This window comes from Nonomuraea sp. NPDC050540 (assembly GCF_044457485.1).
GTDB lineage: Bacteria > Actinomycetota > Actinomycetes > Streptosporangiales > Streptosporangiaceae > Nonomuraea.
The window spans coordinates 94,012-111,897 of sequence record NZ_JBITHA010000019.1 but is presented as its reverse complement, the minus strand read 5'-3'; the positions used below and the strand labels follow the sequence as shown (position 1 = coordinate 111,897).

16 protein-coding genes are annotated in these 17,886 nt (G+C 73.0%); 3 read left to right on the top strand and 13 right to left on the bottom strand.

Annotated features, from left to right (window positions below; all coding sequences use genetic code 11):
* The first annotated feature begins 114 nt into the window (after positions 1-114).
* A complete protein-coding gene (gene pulA / locus ACIBI5_RS44170) occupies positions 115-4,743 on the top strand; it encodes a pullulanase-type alpha-1,6-glucosidase (protein ID WP_397256274.1) in 4,629 nt (1,542 codons plus the stop codon).
* A 9-nt stretch (positions 4,744-4,752) separates the two neighbouring features.
* Positions 4,753-5,304 (top strand): TetR/AcrR family transcriptional regulator, encoded by a 552-nt coding sequence (locus ACIBI5_RS44165; RefSeq protein WP_397256272.1) that lies wholly within the window; start codon positions 4,753-4,755, stop codon positions 5,302-5,304.
* On the opposite strand, the gene ACIBI5_RS44160 is transcribed toward ACIBI5_RS44165, so the two are convergent.
* The 12 genes from ACIBI5_RS44160 to ACIBI5_RS44105 form a co-directional block, all read right to left on the bottom strand.
* The gene (locus tag ACIBI5_RS44160) at positions 5,273-5,581 is read right to left on the bottom strand and encodes a hypothetical protein (RefSeq protein ID WP_397256270.1); all 309 of its coding nucleotides are present in this window, start codon (positions 5,579-5,581) and stop codon (positions 5,273-5,275) included. The two genes, ACIBI5_RS44165 and ACIBI5_RS44160, sit on opposite strands and share 32 nt — an antisense overlap.
* A 178-nt stretch (positions 5,582-5,759) precedes the next feature.
* Entirely contained in the window at positions 5,760-6,452 is a 693-nt protein-coding gene (locus tag ACIBI5_RS44155; protein ID WP_397256268.1) for a Crp/Fnr family transcriptional regulator, read from the bottom strand.
* Complete coding sequence (locus tag ACIBI5_RS44150) at positions 6,449-6,868, bottom strand: ester cyclase (protein ID WP_397256267.1); 420 nt, start codon at positions 6,866-6,868, stop codon at positions 6,449-6,451. Before ACIBI5_RS44150 ends, ACIBI5_RS44155 begins: the two co-directional genes overlap by 4 nt.
* 39 nt (positions 6,869-6,907) lie before the next feature.
* Positions 6,908-7,864: an ABC transporter substrate-binding protein gene (locus ACIBI5_RS44145; protein ID WP_397256266.1), complete on the bottom strand. Its 957-nt coding sequence runs from the start codon at positions 7,862-7,864 to the stop codon at positions 6,908-6,910.
* Between the two features lie 10 nt (positions 7,865-7,874).
* A complete protein-coding gene (locus tag ACIBI5_RS44140; protein WP_397256264.1) occupies positions 7,875-8,633 on the bottom strand; it encodes an ABC transporter ATP-binding protein in 759 nt (252 codons plus the stop codon).
* Positions 8,630-9,430: an ABC transporter permease gene (locus tag ACIBI5_RS44135; RefSeq protein WP_397256262.1), complete on the bottom strand. Its 801-nt coding sequence runs from the start codon at positions 9,428-9,430 to the stop codon at positions 8,630-8,632. The genes ACIBI5_RS44140 and ACIBI5_RS44135 overlap by 4 nt, the downstream gene beginning before the upstream one ends.
* Complete coding sequence (locus tag ACIBI5_RS44130; RefSeq protein WP_397256261.1) at positions 9,427-10,272, bottom strand: ABC transporter permease; 846 nt, start codon at positions 10,270-10,272, stop codon at positions 9,427-9,429. Before ACIBI5_RS44130 ends, ACIBI5_RS44135 begins: the two co-directional genes overlap by 4 nt.
* Complete coding sequence (locus ACIBI5_RS44125) at positions 10,269-10,778, bottom strand: DoxX family protein (RefSeq protein ID WP_397256259.1); 510 nt, start codon at positions 10,776-10,778, stop codon at positions 10,269-10,271. The genes ACIBI5_RS44130 and ACIBI5_RS44125 overlap by 4 nt, the downstream gene beginning before the upstream one ends.
* Before the next feature lie 13 nt (positions 10,779-10,791).
* Entirely contained in the window at positions 10,792-11,850 is a 1,059-nt protein-coding gene (locus tag ACIBI5_RS44120; protein WP_397256257.1) for an LLM class flavin-dependent oxidoreductase, read from the bottom strand.
* A gap of 14 nt (positions 11,851-11,864) precedes the next feature.
* A complete protein-coding gene (locus tag ACIBI5_RS44115) occupies positions 11,865-12,377 on the bottom strand; it encodes a flavin reductase family protein (RefSeq protein ID WP_397256256.1) in 513 nt (170 codons plus the stop codon).
* A gap of 65 nt (positions 12,378-12,442) precedes the next feature.
* Positions 12,443-13,750 carry a dihydrolipoamide acetyltransferase family protein gene (locus tag ACIBI5_RS44110; RefSeq protein ID WP_397256254.1) on the bottom strand — a complete coding sequence of 436 codons (1,308 nt, stop codon included), beginning with the start codon at positions 13,748-13,750 and terminating at the stop codon, positions 12,443-12,445.
* A 6-nt stretch (positions 13,751-13,756) separates the two neighbouring features.
* The gene (locus tag ACIBI5_RS44105; protein ID WP_397256252.1) at positions 13,757-15,934 is read right to left on the bottom strand and encodes a thiamine pyrophosphate-dependent enzyme; all 2,178 of its coding nucleotides are present in this window, start codon (positions 15,932-15,934) and stop codon (positions 13,757-13,759) included.
* Between the two features lie 45 nt (positions 15,935-15,979).
* On the opposite strand from ACIBI5_RS44105, the gene ACIBI5_RS44100 reads away from it, so the two are divergent.
* Positions 15,980-16,471 carry a VOC family protein gene (locus ACIBI5_RS44100; RefSeq protein WP_397256250.1) on the top strand — a complete coding sequence of 164 codons (492 nt, stop codon included), beginning with the start codon at positions 15,980-15,982 and terminating at the stop codon, positions 16,469-16,471.
* On the opposite strand, the gene ACIBI5_RS44095 is transcribed toward ACIBI5_RS44100, so the two are convergent.
* Positions 16,461-17,879 (bottom strand): NAD-dependent succinate-semialdehyde dehydrogenase, encoded by a 1,419-nt coding sequence (locus ACIBI5_RS44095; protein WP_397256249.1) that lies wholly within the window; start codon positions 17,877-17,879, stop codon positions 16,461-16,463. The two genes, ACIBI5_RS44100 and ACIBI5_RS44095, sit on opposite strands and share 11 nt — an antisense overlap.
* Positions 17,880-17,886 lie beyond the last annotated feature (7 nt).

Sequence of the window (17,886 nt, the reverse complement as noted above, 5' to 3'; positions counted from 1 at the left end):
TCGCCATGCCGCCCAGATTCTCGATCACGGCCCGGCCCGTCAACTGCATTGATGCCGAGACCGGCAGATCGCCGATCTCGCCTCCCGCACCTTCGAACAAGGAGAAGACCAGTCATGTCTATCGGAGACACCACGATCACCATCGTCGGTAACCTGACCGACGATCCCTCGTTGAATTTTTCGCCGCAGGACGCCCCGGCGGCCGAGCTCCTCCAGCGCGACAAGCTCGCCCACGAGCTCATGTACCTGACCCGCGGCCAGCCGGTCGTCTACTACGGCGACGAGCAGGGCTTCACCGGCGCGGGCGGCGACAAGGACGCCCGCGCCTCACTGTTCGCCTCCCGCACCCCCGACTACCTCGACGACGACCTGATCGGCACCGACGCCACCCACGCCGGCGACAACCACGACCCGTCCCACCCGCTGTACCGCCACATCGCCGCCCTGGCCGGCCTCCGCGACCGCCACCCCGCCCTGGCCGACGGCGCCCAGGTGGAGCGGCTGTCCGAGGCGGGCCTCTACGCCTTCTCCCGCATCGACGCCCGGCAGCAGGTCGAGTACGTGGTCGCGATCAACAACGCCACGGCACCCGCGAGCGCGCGCGTCCCGACCTACTCCCCGTCCACCCCCTTCCACCAGCTGTACGGCCCCGCCCCAACCACCACAACCCCGGACACCAAGCCGCCCACAGGCCCGCCCGTCTCAGCGGCCCCAGGCACGGCCACCCCGGACGGGACCATCCCGCCGAGCGAGGGTGTGGCCGCCCCACCAAGCGAGGGCAGGAAGACGGCCCCGGGCACGACCGCCTCGCCGGGCGAAGTCACCGAGGCCGCCCCGGACGCGGGCGCCTCGCCGAGCAAGGGCACGAAGGCCGCTCCGGTCACCACGACGACCGAGCCCGCGGGTGCGCGACCGGCCGCCTCGACCACGGGAGCCACGCTGACCTCGGGGGCGGACGCCGCGCTCGACGTGAGCGTTCCCCCGATGTCCGCCGTCGTCTTCCGGGCGGGCGGCAAGCTCGCCACTCCGGCCCAGGGCCCCAGGATCTCGCTCACGCTGCCCGGCGAGGAGATCCGCGGCACCCCCGAGGACGAGCGGGTCGAGATCAGGGCGACGGTCCCGGGCGGCGGGTTCGACCAGGTCACCTTCGTGGCCAAGGCGGGTGACGGGCCGTGGCGGGTGCTGGGGACCGATGACGCGCCGGGCACCGGCCGTACGTACCGGATATTTCATGACCTGAGGGGAATCGCGGCCGGAACCCCGATCCTCTACAAGGCGGTCGTCAAGGATTCCGCGGGACGGCACGCCTCGGCCACCGCCCAGGCCAGAAAGGGCCCCGGCCCGAAACCGGGCGAGCCCGTCACCCGCGACTGGCTGGTCGTGCACTACCAGCGCCAGGACTCCGACGGCTGGGGCCTGCACGTCTGGGGCGACGTCGAGCGGCCCACCGAGTGGGGCACGCCGGCGGCCTTCCAGGGCGAGGACGCGTTCGGCCGGTTCGCCTGGATCAAGCTCAAGCCCGGCGCCACCAGCGTCGGCCTCCTCCCCCACAAGGGCGACGAAAAGGACGGCGGCGACCGTGAGGTCAACCCGGCGCGCACCGGCGAGGTCTGGCTCGTGCCGGGCAAGGAGCCGGTGTACGCCTCTCGCCAGGCCGCCCAGGGCTACACCACGGTGCGCTACCGGCGCCCCGACGGCGCGTACACCGGCTGGGGCCTGCATCTCTGGGGCGAGGCGGTGGCCGAGCCGACCGACTGGGCCGGCCCGAAGCCGCCGGACGGCATCGACTCCTTCGGCGCGTTCTGGAAGGTGCCGCTCAAAGCCCCTGACCGGCCGGTGAACTTCATCGTGCACCGGGGCGACGAGAAGGATCCGGGCCCGGACCAGACGTTCACCGGCCCGGAGGCGTACGTGAACTCAGGCCAGGCGCGGGTCCACGCGACCCGCGCGGCGGCGGACGGCGTCGCGGTGCTGCACTACCACCGGCCCGACGGGAACTACGACGACTGGGGCCTGCACGTGTGGGGCGGCGCGGCCACCCCGACGGAGTGGAACGCCCCGCTGCATCCGTCCGGTCGCGACGCCTTCGGTGTGTACTGGAGGGTGCCGCTGGCCGACGGCGCGAAGGGACTGAGTTACGTCGTGCACAAGGGCGAGGAGAAGGACCAGCCGGCCGACCAGCGCCTGGACGGCGACGAGGCGTGGAAGCTGTCGGGCGCCGACGGGTACGTGCTGCCGCAGCGGGCGGGCGGCGCGGACGTGGACCTGAGGAAGCTGCGCGCCCACTGGATCGCCCGCGACACCGTCGTCTGGCAGGCCGGCGACGACACCGTCAAGGCACTCGAGTCGACGACGGGCACGGTCAAGCGGCTCGTCCGGCTGCTGCCCGGCACGCTCACCGACGCGCAGAAGGCCAGGTGGCCGCACCTCAAGGCGCTGCCCGCCTTCAGGGTGGACCCGCGCGACGCCGCCCTGGTGCCCGAGGCGCTGCGCGGCCAGGTGGCGGCGGTGGAGCGCGACGCGGACGGCAGGCTGCTGACCGCGTCCGGCGTCCAGCTGCCCGGCGTGCTCGACGACCTGTACGCCACCGACGAGCCGCTCGGCTACACCGGCGGCCGTCTCGCCCTGTGGGCCCCGACCGCCCAGCGGGTACGGCTGGCCCTGTACGACGGCGACTCGGCGGCGTACACGGAACACGCCATGCGGCGCGAGGCGAAGACCGGCGTGTGGTCCGTGCGCGTCCCCCGATCCTGGCACGGGCGCGACTACACCTACCTCGTCACCGTCCACTCCCCCGCGCACGGCGGCGTCGTCACCAACGAGGTCACCGACCCCTACGGCCTGGCGGTGGCCGCCGACGGCGTGCGCAGCAGGCTCGCCGACCTGGACGCGCAGCGCCCGCCCGGCTGGACGGATCTCGCCAAGCCCCCGCCCCAACCCGCCAAGACCATCTACGAGCTTCACGTACGCGACTTCTCGGCCGCCGACCCCACCGTCCCGCAAGACCTGCGCGGCACCTACCGGGCGTTCACCGGCGACGGCGCGGGCATGCAGGCGCTGCGCGACCTGGCCCGCGACGGTCTCACCCACGTGCATCTGCTGCCCGTCTTCGACCTGGCCACCGTGCCGGAACGCCGGGCCGACCGGAGCGAGCCGCCCTGCGACCTGGCCGCGCTGCCGCCGGACTCGCCGCTGCAACAGGAGTGCGTCGCCAAGACGGCGGCCAAGGACGGCTTCAACTGGGGCTACGACCCGCTGCACTACACCGTGCCCGAGGGCTCGTACGCCACCGACCCCGACGCCCGCACCCGCGAGTTCCGCTCGATGGTGGCCGCGCTCAACCGTTCGGGGCTGCGCGTGGTCATGGACGTCGTCTACAACCACACCCACTCCATGGACGTGCTGGACACGATCGTGCCCGGCTACTACCACCGGCTCCTGCCCGACGGCACCGTCGCCACCTCCACGTGCTGCCCGAACACCGCGCCCGAGCACGCCATGATGGGCCGGCTCGTGGTCGACTCGGTCGTCACCTGGGCCCGCGACTACAAGGTGGACGGCTTCCGCTTCGACCTCATGGGACACCACCCGAAGGCCAACATCCTGGCCGTGCGCCGGGCCCTGGACGCCCTGACACCTGCCGAAGACGGCGTGAACGGCAAGGACATCCTGCTGTACGGCGAGGGCTGGAACTTCGGCGAGGTGGCCGACGACGCCCGCTTCGAGCAGGCCACGCAGGCCAACCTGGCCGGGACCGGGATCGCCACCTTCAACGACCGGCTGCGTGACGGGGTGCGGGGCGGCGGGCCGTTCGACGCCGACCCGCGCGTGCAGGGTTTCGGCTCCGGTCTGGCCGGCGACCTCAACGGCGGCCCGGCGAACGGGGACGCGGCGGCGCGCCTGGCGCACTACCGGGACCTCATCATGCTCGGGCTGACCGGCAACCTGCGCGACTACGTGCTGCCCGACGGCCGTACCGGCGCGGATGTGCTCTACAACGGCCACAAGGCCGGATATGCCGCCCACCCCTCTGATGTCGTGACATATGTGGACGCGCATGACAACGAGACGCTTTACGATGCGCTCGCCTACAAGCTCCCGCCCGCCACGGACATGGCGGCGCGGGTGCGGATGCAGGCGCTCTCGCTGGCCACGGCGCTGCTGGGGCAGGGGACCGCGTTCGTGCACGCCGGCAGCGAGCGGCTGCGCTCGAAGTCGCTGGACCGCAACTCCTACGACTCCGGCGACTGGTTCAACCGCCTGCACTGGGACTGCGCGCGGGGCAACGGCTTCGGCGCCGGGCTGCCGCCGAAGGCGGACAACGAGGCCAGGTGGCCCTACGCGCGGCCACTGCTGGCCGATCCGGGACTGCGGCCGGACTGCGCGGCCATCTCCGCGGCGCGGGCGCGGTTCGGGGAGTTCCTGCGCATCCGGGGCTCCTCCCCGCTGTTCGCGCTGGGCGCGCGGGCGCACGAGCGGGTCTCCTTCCCGGCCGCGCCGCCGGGCGTGATCGCCATGCGCCTGGACGGCACCGGCCTGGACCCGCGCTGGACGGCGGTCACCGTCGTCTTCAACGCCACCCCCGAGGCGCGCGGCGTGACCGTGCCGGAACTGAAGGGCACCGCGACCACGCTCCACCCGGAGCAGGCCGACCCGGTGGCCGGGCAGTCCCGCTTCGACGCCGCCACCGGCGCGCTCACCGTGCCGGGCCGGACGGCCGCGGTCTTCGTGAGCGCGCCCTAGAATCCGCCTGTGGACCACCGGCTCATTCAGGCGGCGCTGGAATGCATCGCCACCTACGGCTACCGCAAGACCTCCCTGAGCGACGTGGCCGCCAAAGCCGGGGTCTCGCGGGCCACCGTCTACCGCGCGTTCGGCTCCAAGGACCGGATGGGCGAACTCGTGGTACGCCACGAGGGCACCAGGTTCATCGAGCAGATCGAGGAGATCTTCGCCTCCGGCGAGCCGCCCCAGGAGCAGATCGCGCGCTCGGTGGAGTTCGCGCTGGAGTTCACCGGCAACCACGACGTGCTGCAGCGCATGCTCATGGAGGAGCCGGAGGAGCTGTTCACGATGCTCATCGAACGGCCGGGCCACACGGCGTTCATCACGTTCCTGACCGAGGGGATGGCGCCGTTCCTGGCGGCCGGCCCGAACGCCCACCTGCTGCGGGTCACGCCCGAGCAGGCCGTCGAGTTCACCACCCGGGTGATCCTCAGCCTGATCGCCCACCCGACCACCTCGCTCGGCGGCAGCGCGGAGATCGCCCGGTTCATATGGGCAGCGATTGGCCGCCCAGCGTGACCCGCATGAACCATTCCTCGGTCCGCGCCACGGCCGGATGGTCGCGGTGGGCGTCGAGCACCCAGCGCCACGTGGGGTCGGCCCGGGCCTGTTCGTCGTAGGCCCGCCGGACGACGTCGGGCGGGGCGCCGTCCTCCAGGAGCGCGTCCATGCGGGCGCCGAGCGCGGCGTACCACCGCCGCGCCAGATCGCTCAGCACGTCCTCGGGAACCGCCGGATCGCCGCTCGCCCCGGCCCTCGCCAGGGCGGCCTGGAGTTCCTCTCGCCGGGTCCGCATCGACCCTCCTCAACCGAGACGCTGAGACGAATGGATCTAGCTGTCTCATGTCTACTACACCCAGGAGGACGGCGGGCGGCGATCGCCCGTGAGCCCCGTCACACGCGGCGCCCTCAGCACGACTACGGGCGGCGGGACGAGCGGTGATCTCCCGTGAGGCCCGTCACACGCGGCGCCCCTACGGCAGCGACGGGCGGCGGGAGCGGTGGCGGGCGCGGCGGGTGAGCTGCGGGGCGTCGAGGATGAGGAGGTCGCCGCCGTCCCTGGTGATCCAGCCCCGGCGGGTGAAGTCGCCGAGGATCTGGTTCACGCGCTCGCGCGAGGCCCGCACGTGGTGGGCGAGGTCGTCCTGGCTGAGGTCCAGCGTCAGGCGCAGCCCCACGCTGGTACGGCGGGCGAACCGGGCCCCCTGCTCCACCAGCACCCTGGCCACCCGGGTGGCCACGTCCACGCCCGCGGCGTCCTCGATGCGGTCGTTCATGCGCCGGATGCGCGCGGCCAGCAGGCACATGACCCGGCGGGCCGCCTCGGGATGCCGGTCGATCCAGTCCGACATCTCCTTGACCGGAGCGCGGTAGGCGGTCGTGTCCTGGACGGCGGTGGCCGTGGCCTGGCGCGGGGCCGCGTCGAACAGGCACAGCTCGCCCAGGAGTTCCCCCGGTCCGGCCATGGTCAGCAGGATCTCGCCGCCTTCCGGGCTCGGCCTGGTCGCCTTCACCTTGCCGCTCAGCAGGACCAGGACGCAGTCACCCGGCTCCCCCTCGGTGAACAGCCGGGCGCCGCGCGGGAAGGCGGCCCGCGCGGCCAGCGCGAGGAAGCCGGCCACCACCTCCTCCGCCAGCCCGTCCAGCAGCGGGATCCCGCCGGTCATGGCAGCAGTCCGAAGGTCTGGGCGAGGGCGTACTCGTCGGCCAGGAACCAGGCTTCGACCACCTTGCCCGCGGCCAGGCGCCAGATGCCGACCTCCAGCACCTCCACCGGCCGCCCCGTCGGCTCGTGGCCGAACAGCGGGCCGCCGTGGGTGGCGTGGATGGTCCACACCGCCCACACCCGGTCCCCCTTGGCGATCATCGCGTGAATCTCGTCGGCCCGGTCGGGCAGGCCCTCCGGCGCGTAGGCGGCGCCGGAGCGCGCGGCCAGGTGGGCCATGCCCCGCCGGTGGATCCGGGCGCCGGGCGCCATGTGGGCCTTCCGGCCCTCCACGGTGGCGTGGCGCAGGGCGCGCACGACCTCCAGGTTGCGCAGTTCCTCGTCGGTGTGCGCCTGCGCGGCGGGCTCTACCAGCAACGGAGTGCTCCTCTCACGGGCTCCCCTGATTCCAGGCTCTCATGGGCTGGTCAGGAAATATCCGGACACGTCGATGGGCTTTTCGGCCAGCCCGTACGTGCGCATGGCGTCGGCGATGCGCTGCACCTGCGGACGCAGCGTGGCGACGTCCGCCGTCTCCAGGTACCTGTTGACGATGACCTTGTTCGCCACGGCCGCGTCGATCGTGGTGAACTTCGGCAGCGCCGCCTTCACCTCCGCCGGATGGGCGTTGGCGTAGGCGGTCGCCTTGAGCAGGGCCCGCCGGAACCCGGCCAGCGCCTTGCCGTTGGCCGCGGCGTACTTGTCCGAGACCAGGTAGCCGCCCACGGCGTACCCCTCCAGCTCCCCGGAGGAGGTGTCGTAGACGGACCTGGCCCCGAGCTGGTCGATCATGAGTGTCCTGAACGGGTCGCTCGTGCAGGTCGCGGCCACCTCTCCGGACTCCAGCACGTTCGCGTGCTCCGGCGGCGCCACCGGCGTGAACGCGATCGTGTCCGCGGGCAGCCCCCTCGCCTTGAGTTCCGAGCGCACGTTGAGGATGCAGACCGTGCTCGGCGACAGCACGGCCAGTTTCTGCCCCTTCAGGTCCGCCAGGCTCCGGGCGCGCGAGCCCTTGCCCACGAGCACCTGCTGCGACCCGGTGACCGCGGTGTCGGTCAGGGCGACGAGCTTGACGCCGAGGCCCTTGGAGTAGGCGCTCAGCCCGCTCACCACGTTGGACCAGGCCATGTCCACCTGACCGCCGACGACCGCCTCGACGGTGCTGCCCGAGCCGAGGTCCACGTCGGCTGTGACGGTCAGGCCCTCGGCGGCGAAGAAGCCCTTGTCCATGGCCAGGTGCAGCGGAACGTTGCTGACGTTGGCCGGATTGCTGATGGTGATCGCGACGGGGCCGCCCGGGGAGGCCGGTGCCGGCCCGCCCCCGCAGCCGGCGACGAGCAGGGCTGCCACGCAGATGACGATGGTGCGTTTCACGGGGCTCTCCTCAGGACGCGTCTTTGATGTGCTGGGCCACGACGCTGCGCTGGCGCACGAACGCCGGCAGCGACTTGGTGACGATCTGATCGCGTACGCGAGGCAGCTCGATGACGAGCTCGGCCAGCACGCTCCCCGGCGACCTGCGCAGGACGACGAGCCGGTCGGCCAGATAGACCGACTCGTCGATGTCGTGGGTGACGAACAGGATCGTCATCCCGAACTCCAGATGGACCCGGCGGGTCAGGTCCTCCAGGCCCGAGCGGGTCTGGGCGTCGACGGAGGCGAACGGCTCGTCCATCAGCAGCACCTTCGGCCGGTAGGCCAGCGCGCGGGCGATGGCCACGCGCTGCTGCATGCCGCCGGACAGCTGCCAGGGGTAGCGCTCGTGCCTGCCCTCCAGCCCGACCGCGGCCAGCGAGCGTTCCACCCGCTCCTGGCGCTCGGCCTTCGGCTGCCGCAGCGTCTCCAGCGGGAACGCGACGTTCTGTCCCACCGTCATCCACGGGAACAGCGAGCGCCCGTAGTCCTGGAAGACCACGGCCAAGCCATCCGGGACGCCGCGTACCTCCTCGCCGTGCACCCGCACCTCGCCGCGCGTGGCCGGGATCAGCCCCGCCACGCACTTGAGCAGCGTCGTCTTGCCGCATCCCGACGGTCCGACGATCGACAGCAGCTCGCCCTCCCGCACCTCGAAGGAGAGGTCGTGCAGCGCCGGGTTCCCCTCCCCGTAGGTCTTGGACAGGTTGCTCACCTGGAGTGCGGTCATGACGGGCGACTCCTTAGAACGCGCCGCTCGGCGGCGAGGAAGAGCACGTTGAGCAGGTATCCGAGCAGGCCGAGCAGGACGATCGCCGCCCACACGTCGAGGATCTCGAAGGTGCGCTGGGCGGTGATGAGGAAGTGGCCGAGCCCGTGGTCGGCCAGCAGCCACTCCGACAGCACCATGAGGATGAGCGAGAGCGACAACGTCACCCGCATGCCCGCGATGATCTTCGGCAGCGCGGCCGGGATCACCACCCGCAGGAGCTGGGTGCGGGACGGGATGTGGAAGGCACGGGCCGTCTCCAGGTACATGGGGTCCACCGACCGCACCCCCTGCAGGGTGTTGAGCAGCACCGGCCACACGCAGCCGAAGGTGATCAGCCCGATCCGCATGAGGTCGCCGGAGCCGAAGACCAGCAGGAACACCGGGACGATCGCCGGCTTGGGCAGCGAACGCAGGAAGCCGACCGGCGGATCGACGTATCCGGCGGCGGCCTTCCACCGCCCGGCGGCCAGCCCGACGACCACCCCGGCCGCCGCCCCGGCCAGCCAGCCGGTCAGCGCCCTGAGCACGCTGGGCCCGGCGTCCCGCCAGAACCGCTCGGTCAGCAGCGGCTCGCTGAACCACAGCTCGGCCACCCGCCCCGCGATCCGCCCCGGCGGCGGGAAGAACGGCGAGCCCGCGGCCAGCGCGGCCCACTGCCAGAGCAGCACGGCCAGCACCACCGGCCCGAGCCGGGCGAGCGCCCCCTGGGCCAGCCCGCGCGCTCTCCCGCCCGCCGGGGCGTGCGCGGCGCTCACGAGGGTCCCTTCCCGTCCCAGACCACCAGGCGGTTCGTCACCGCGACGGTGATCCCGTTCATCAGGTAGCCGAGCACTCCGGCGAGCGTCACCGCGGCGAAGACGGTGTCGGCGTGGAATCCGGCATAGCTGGCGCGCAGGATGAAGTAGCCGACCCCGTCGCGCGTGCCGACCGCGATCTCGGCGGCGATGCCCACGGTCAGCCCGGTGGCCAGCGCCAGCCGCAGCCCCGTGAGCATGAGCGGCAGCGCGCTCGGCAGCACGACCCGCCACCAGGTCCGCGGCACCGGCACCCGGAAGGCGCGGGCGGTCTCCATCGCGACCGGGTCGACGCCGCGCACGCCGTAGACGGTGTTGAACAACAGCGGCCACACGGCCACGAACGCCACGATCGTCACCTTCATCGACAGTCCCTGGCCCATGACCAGGACCAGCAGCGGGATGATCGCGATCCCCGGCACCGACCGCAACGAGTCGATGATCGGCGTCAGCCCCAGCGCGGCCGGCCGGTAGGAGCCGATGAGCACGCCGAGCGGCACCGCGATCGCCGTGGCCAGCGCCACGCCCCCGAGCACCGCCACGAGCGTGGCCCACACCTCGGCCAGGAACGCCGGATCCACCAGCAGCCGCAGCGCCTCGCCCAGGATCACCCCGGCGGGTGGCAGCAGCCGCGGGTCGACCAGCTCCAGCCGGGCGAACACCTCGAAGGCGAGGGTCAGCAGCGCGGCGCCCGCCGTACCCCTGAGGAAGGCGGCGAGCGCGCCGCGAGGAGAGGTGCGGCGGCGCACGCCGGGGCGGCGCGGCTCGGCGCGCACGCCGGTGGTGGTGACGGGCGCGTTCACGGCGCCCCCGCCGGTCCCGCGGAGACCTTCCCGGTACGGCCGGCCGAGACGATCACCCCCGCCAGCAGTCCCGCGCCCACGAGCACCGCGCCCCAGGTGGCGCCGGCCAGCGAGAGCCCCAGCAGCGTGTCCACGGCCAGCGCGCCCGGCCCGGTGAAGGCGATGCAGCAGGTGGCGGCGAGCAGCACCAGCTCGTACTCGAAGCCGTTGCGGCGGCGCGAGAGCCCGTTCGGCAGATGCAGGATGACGATGTTGGCGAACGTGCCGGTCAGCATCAGCACCGCGAGCGGCGTCAGCGCCCCGGCGGCCAGCAGCAGCCCGCCGGCGGTCTCGGCCAGACCCGCCACCGCCGCCATCAGCAGCGGCGGCCGGTAGCCCATGCGGCCGAAGAACGCGGCGGCGCCCTTCAGCCCGTCGGCGCCCCACCAGCCGAACAGCTTCTCCGTGCCGTGGTAGGCCATGACCAGGCCGACCGCCAGGCGGAGGATCAGCAACCCGATGTCCATCACCGTGCTCCGTTCAGCTGAAGGCGGGAAGTACCTGGTCGAGGAACAGGCGCAGCGACCGGTCGGAGACCTCGGGCGGCATGAACCCGTAGTTGAACAGCAGCGCCATGTGCCGGACTCCGGCCGCCTCGTACTCCCTGATCTGCTCGGACACCGACCCGGGGTGGCCGATGAGCATGGCCTGGTCGAGGAACTCGTCGGGGTTTTGCGGCGAGACGCCGACGACGCTCTTGAGGTGGGCGGCGTCGCGCACGTCCTTGACCATGCCGAAGCTGCGCCGCTGGTGCTCGGCCATGAGCACGAGGCGCTCGCGGATCTCCCGTTCGGCCTGCTCGTCGGTGTCGGCCACGTAGACCTGCTTCTGGACCATGCTCCAGTCGAGCCTGTCCTGCACGGCTTCCTCGCCGAGGCCGCCGTCGCGCAGCGCCTGCTCGTAGACGCGCCAGCGGGCGGTCAGCGGCTGCGGTTTCTCCCGGGCGGTGAACAGGTACCAGCCCTTGCGGCCGGTCCATTCGGCGCCGGAATCGCTCTGGGTGGCGCGGGCGAAGGCGGGGGCGGCGCGGTGGTGGGCGGCGGGCATGATGCGGGTGTGCAGGATGCCGCGCTCGAAGGCGGTCTCCCACTCCAGGGGCGGATCGCCGGGTCGTTTGGCCAGGGCGGCTTCGAGGATCTCCAGGTTGCGCGTCATCTGGGCGTGGCGCTGGGAGGGGTCGCGGCCCATGCCGGCGTACTCCAGCGGGGAGCCGCCGGCGGCGAACCCCACGATCAGCTCGCCGCCGGTGAGGATGTCCAGCAGGTTGCAGCGCTGGGCCAGCCGCATGGGGTTGTGCAGCGGGGGCACCGCCACGGCCAGGGAGAACCGGGTGCCGCGGGGCGCCATCGCGGCCAGGTGGGCGGCGTACATGAAGTTGTCGCCATAGGTGTTGTAGCCGGAGAAATGGTGCTCGGTGAGGACGATGCCCTGGACGCCGGCCCGGGTGGCCTCGAGCGCCTGGCGGGTGAGGGTCTCGATGATGCCGACGTCCTCGTGCGGGCCGCGGGTCTGGGCGTTCAGGTAGATGGAGAAGCGCATCCGGGGTTCCTCCTTCATGGCCGCTGGGCCGGGAATCCGGCGTAGCGGCGGCGGTGGTAGAGCAGTGGGGCGGCCTCCCGCTCGCGGGCGCCCTCGACGACGAGGCCGATGACGATGAGGTGGTCTCCGCCGCCGACGGTCTCCAGCACCTCGCAGATCGCGTGGGCGACGGTGCCCTGGGTCAGCACCGGGACGCCGTGGCGCCCCGGCCGCCAGGCGACGCCGTCGAACTTGCCGTCCCCGCCGCCGGCGAAGCGCTCCGACAGCGAGGCCGCGCCGGCGTCGAGGACGTTCACGCAGAAGGCGCCGGAACCTTCGATCGCCGTCAGCGTGCGCGAGCCGCGGCCGATGCACACGAGCATCAGCGGCGGGTCGGCCGACAGCGCGCACACCGCCCCCGACGTCAGGCCCGCCGGGCGCCCGGGTCCTGCCAGGCTCGTCACCACCGTGACCCCGGTCGGCAGCGAGCCCGCCAGGGTCTTGAACAGCTGCGCGGGCACCGCCGCGGCGTCGTCGGTGAGGCTCATGCGGCCATCCTGCGTGACCTGCCGCGAGGCGGGCCAGCGGATGTGGAACATGCAACAACCGCTGGTCAGGCCAGGATCGCGAGCGGATTCTCCAGCAGCGACAGGAAGACGCGCAGCCACTCGGCGGCCACCACGCCGTCCACCGGCCGGTGGTCAACCGACAGCGTCACCGTCAGGACCGTGGCCGCCACGACCGCGCCGTCCTGGACCACCGGCGCCTGCCTGGCCGCGCCGACGGCCAGGATCGCGGCCTGCGGCGGGTTGACGATCGCGGCGAACTCCTCCGTGCCGTGCATGCCGAGGTTGGTGACCGTGAGCGTGCCGCCCTCCAGCTCGTCCTGGCGCAGGCGGCCGGTGCGGGCGCGCTCGCCGTACTCGCGCAGGGTGGTGGCCACGAGGGAGACGGGCGCGCGCTCGACGGCGCGCAGGACGGGCGTGAGCAGGCCGCCCGGGGTGGCGACGGCCACGGCGATGTCGACCTGGGCGTGGGCGCGGACGGCGGTGTCGGTCCAGGTGACGTTCATCGCCGGGACCCGGACGTGGGCGTGGGCGGCGGCCTTGACGATCAGGTCGTTGACCGAGACGCGCGGGCCGCCCCCCTGGTTGAGCTGGGCGCGCGTCGCCAGCAGGGCGTCGGCTCCGGCGGTGCCGCGCAGGTAGAAGTGCGGGGCGGTGCGTTTGCTCTCGGTGAGCCGGGCGGCGATGGCCCGGCGCATCGGCGTGTGCGGGATCTCGGTGTAGGCGGGGGTCTCGGTGCGGGCGGGCGTGTTGGTGGGGGCGCGCGTCTCGATGTCGGCGGGTGTGTTGGTGGGGGCGGGCGTTCGCGGGGCCTTCGCCGAGGCGGCCACGGCCGCCTCGACGTCCCTGCGGACGACGCGGCCGTTGGGCCCCGAGCCGGGGATGTCCTCCACCCGCAACCCCGCCTCCTTGGCCAGGCGCCGGGCCAGCGGGCTGGTGAAGACCCGCTCTCCGGTACGGCCCGCCTGACCGGAGCCGGGCGGACCCCCGGGCGGCGGCCCACCCGCGGCCGACCCGTCTGCCGGAAGGGCGCCGACCGGCGCGGGCGGGGCCTCCGCGGCGGGCGTGACGTTGGGAGCGTCCGCGACGTCCGGGACGGGCGTGCCGGGAGGCTCGCCGGGGGTGCCCAGCACCGCGATCGGCGCCCCCACCTCCACCGTGGCCCCCTCCTCCACCAGCGTGCGCAGCAGGACCCCCGCCTCCTCGGCCTCCACCTCCACCACCGCCTTGTCCGTCTCGACGGTGGCGATCACCTCCCCCTTCCCGAACGGGGCGCCGGCCGCGACCGCCCACCCCCGCAGGATCGCCTGGATCGCGCCCGCCGCCACCTCGGGCATGCGCAGGACTCTGGCCATGGCTTGTCAGCTCCTCGTCATCTCGGCCAGCGCCGCGGACACCTCGGCGGCCCCGGCGATGGCGGCGCGTTCGAGCACCTTGCTGATGCTGGGCGAGGCTTCTCCTCCGGTCACCCGCCGCACGGGCTGGTCGAGCCAGTCGAAGTAGCGCCGCTGGATCTCGTCGGCCAGCCAGCCGCCGTAGGAGGTGCCGAGCGCCCCCTGTTCGGCGATCAGCACCGCGCCGGTCTTGCGGACGCTGGCCCCGACGGTGTCCCAGTCGAGGCTGGCGCGGTCCAGCCAGCGCAGGTCGATCACCTCCGCGTCCGCCTCGCCGGCCACCTCCAGCACCAGGGGGGTCATCGCGAGGTAGGTGAGCACGGTGACGGCGGCGCCGGTACGGCGGACGGCGGCGCTGCCGACGGGCAGGCAGTAGTCGAGGTCGCCCACGGGCCCGTCGCCCACGGTGCCGTAGAGGTCCACGTGTTCCAGCACGAGGACGGGGTCCTGGCAGCGCAGGGCGCTGTTCATCAGGCCGACGTAGTCGTAGGGGGTGGAGGGGGCGGCGATGCGCCAGCCGGGGGCGGTGGCGAAGATCCCGGCCGGGTCCATGGAGTGCTGCGAGCCGTACCCGGTGCCCATGGCGACCTTGCTGCGCAGGACGAGCGGCACCGGGCCTTCGCCGCCGAACATGTGCCTGGCCTTGCCGATCTGGTTGAAGAGCTGGTCGGCGGCGACCCACATGAAGTCGGCGTACATGAACTCGACCACGGGGCGGAAGCGGCCGTCCAGCGCGATGCCGCCGGCGAGGCCGGAGAAGGCGTTCTCGCTGATGGGCGTGCCGAGCACGCGGTCGGGGAACCGTTCCTTGAGCCCTCGGGTGGCGCCGTTGGTGCCGCCGCCGAGGCGGTGCACGTCCTCGCCGAGCACCACCACGCCGGGGCCGGTCTCCATGCGCCGGGCCATGACGGCGGCCACCGCGTCGATGAACTTCTGCTCGGCCAGCGTGCCCTCGAAGGTGAAGCGGGCGTCGCCGAACTCGCTCAGGTCGCCCCTGACGCCCACGTCGGCGAACGACGGCCGCGGCCACTCGGCGGGCTTGATCCGCCGCACCACCTGCCCGGCTGCTCCAGGGCGGCCGGCGCCCGGGTCCGGCTCCAGCAGCGTGTCCGCGATCCCGGCCATGAGCGCGGTGGCCGCGGCGCGGGCCTTCTCCAGCTCCGCGGGGGTGAACAGGCCGCGGCGCTCCAGGTGCCGCGCCACCTGGTCGAGCGGGTCGCGGGCGCGCCACCGCCGTTCCTCCTCCTTGGTGCGGTAGCCGAACGCGCTGCCGGGGAAGGGGCCGTTCTGGTGGAAGTAGCGGTAGACGTCGGCCTCGATGAGAACCGGTCCGCGGCCGGATCGCAGCAGGGTCAGGGCCTCGCGCATGGTCTGGTGAACGGCCAGCGGGTCCATCCCGTCGACCTTGAAGCTGGCGATGCCGAAGCCGGGCCCGCGCGCCGACAGCCGCGGCTCGCCGGTGGCCTCCTCCACGCCGGTCGAGACGGCGTAGCGGTTGTTCTCGACGAAGAAGCACAGCGGCAGCTTCCACGCGGCGGCCAGGTTGAACGTCTCCAGCGTCGAGCCGATGTTGATCGCGCCGTCGCCGAAGTAGGTGACGGCGACGGCGTCGGTGCCCGCCTGCCGATGCGCCCACGCCGAGCCGGCGGCCAGCGGCACCCCGCCGCCGACGATCGCGTTGGTGCCGATGGCTCCGGCTTCGGTCCACTGCAGGTGCATGGAGCCGCCCCTGCCGTGGCTGAAGCCGCGTTCCAGCCCGCAGATCTCCGCGAGGCCGCGCAACAGGACGGCGCGCGCCCGCGGCGAAAGGTCCACGCGCGGGTCGAGGCCCTGGGGCTCCACGTGGCACAGCGCCTTGGCCAGGAACTGGTGGTGTCCCCGGTGGGAGCCGTTCACCGTGTCGCCGGGGGCCAGGGCGAGGACCGAGCCGACCGCCCCGCCCTCCTGCCCGATGCTGGCGTGGGCGGGGCCGTGGACGAGGCCGGCCTTGGCCAGTTCCAGCACCTGCTCCTCGAAGGCGCGGATGAGGACGAGCTGGCCGTACATGGCGGTCAGCAGGGACGGGTCCGCGGCGTCCCAGTCGGCCTCCGTGGCGACGACCTCGACCCAGGGGACGACGGGTTCTAGCCTGTGGTGTTCGCTCATGTTAGTCTCCGCAATCGATTGCGCCCCGCGACGGAAAGGGTCACGATGCTCCCCGGACTGGCAAGGCTCGACCACATCGGCTTCACCGTGCCCGACATCGACGAGGCCAGGGCGTTCCTGGTGGACGTGCTCGGCTGCGAGTTCATGTACAAGCTCGGCCCCTACGAGCACGCCGACGACTGGATGGCCGAGCACCTGAACGTGCACCCCCGCGCGGTCATGCGGGAGCTGCACTTCTTCCGCTGCGGCGGCCAGGCCGTCTTCGAGGTCTTCCAGTACGAGGCCCCCGACCAGAGCAAGACCCAGCCCCGCAACAGCGACATCGGCGGCCACCACATCGCCCTGTACGTCGACGACCTCGACGCCGCCGTCGCCTACCTCAAGGACCGCGGCCTGACCGTGCACAGCGGCCCGACCGCCAGCAGGGGTCCCAGCGAGGGCCAGCGCTGGATCTACTTCCTGTCGCCGTGGGGCATGCAGTTCGAGCTCGTCTCCTACCCGGACGGCAAGGCGTTCGACCGGGGCGTCACCAGCTGACCGCCACATACTGGGTCTCCAGGTAGTCCAGCAGTCCCTCGTGGCCGCCCTCCCGGCCGACGCCGCTCTGCTTCATCCCCCCGAACGGCGCGGCCGGGTCGCTGACCAGGCCCCGGTTGAGGCCGATCATCCCGGCCTCGATCCGCTCGCCGACCCGCAGCCCGCGGGCCAGGTCGCCGGTGTAGACGTAGGCGACCAGCCCGTACTCGGTGTCGTTGGCCAGCCGCAGCGCCTCCTCCTCGCCGGAGAAGGCCACGATCGGCGCGACCGGGCCGAAGATCTCCTCGCGCAGGATCGGCGCGTCCGGGCGGACGCCGGCCAGCACGGTCGGCTCGTAGAAGAAGCCGGGACGGTCCGGGCGACCGCCGCCCGCGAGGGCCTTCGCGCCGCCTTCCAGCGCCTGCCGGACCAGGCCGTCCACCTTGTCCACGGCTTCCTGGTTGACCAGCGGGCCGACCTCGGAGCCGGGGTCCGTGCCGGGGCCGAGGCGCAGCGCCGACATCCGGGCGGCCAGGCGGCGGGCGAACTCCTCGGCGACCGGCTCCTCGACGTAGAAGCGGTTGGCGGCCGTGCACGCCTCGCCGGCGTTGCGCATCTTGGCGATCATCGCGCCCTCGACCGCGGCGTCCAGGTCGGCGTCGGCGAAGACGAGGAAGGGGGCGTTGCCCCCGAGCTCCATCGAGCTGTTGATCACCTGGCCGCCCGCCTCGCGCAGCAGCAGGCGGCCGACCTCGGTGGAGCCGGTGAAGGAGAGCTTGCGGACGCGCGGGTCGCGCAGCATGGTCGCGACGACCTCGCCGGAGCGGCGGGCGGGCAGCACGTTGACGACTCCCGGCGGCACGCCGGCCTCCTCAAGCAGCCTGGCCAGGGCCAGCGCGGTGAGCGGCGTGTCGCTGGCGGGCTTGAGCACGACCGTGCAGCCGGCCGCGAGCGCCGGGCCGATCTTGCGGGTGGCCATGGCGGCGGGGAAGTTCCACGGGGTGACCAGGACGCAGACGCCGACCGGGCGGCGCAGCACCAGGATGCGGTTGCCTCCCGACGGCGCGGTCAGCACCGAGCCGCCGGCGCGCACGGCCTCCTCGGCGTACCAGCGGAAGAACTCGGCGGCGTAGGCCACCTCGGCGAGGGCGTCGGGCAGGGCCTTGCCGTTCTCACGGGAGATCAGCGTGGCCAGGTCATCGGCCTGCTCGCTCATGAGCTCGAACGCCTGGCGCAGGACCTCGGAGCGGTAGCGCGGCGTCGTGGCCGACCAGGACTCGGCCGCGTCGGCGGCGGCGGAGACGGCGGTGAGCGCGTCGGCCGGCGTGGCGTCGGCCACCGACGCGATCACCTCGCCCGTGGCGGGGTCGGTGACATCGAACCGGCCGCCGTCGGCGGCGGGCGTTGATCGACCCCCGATGTGAAGCATGGGAACC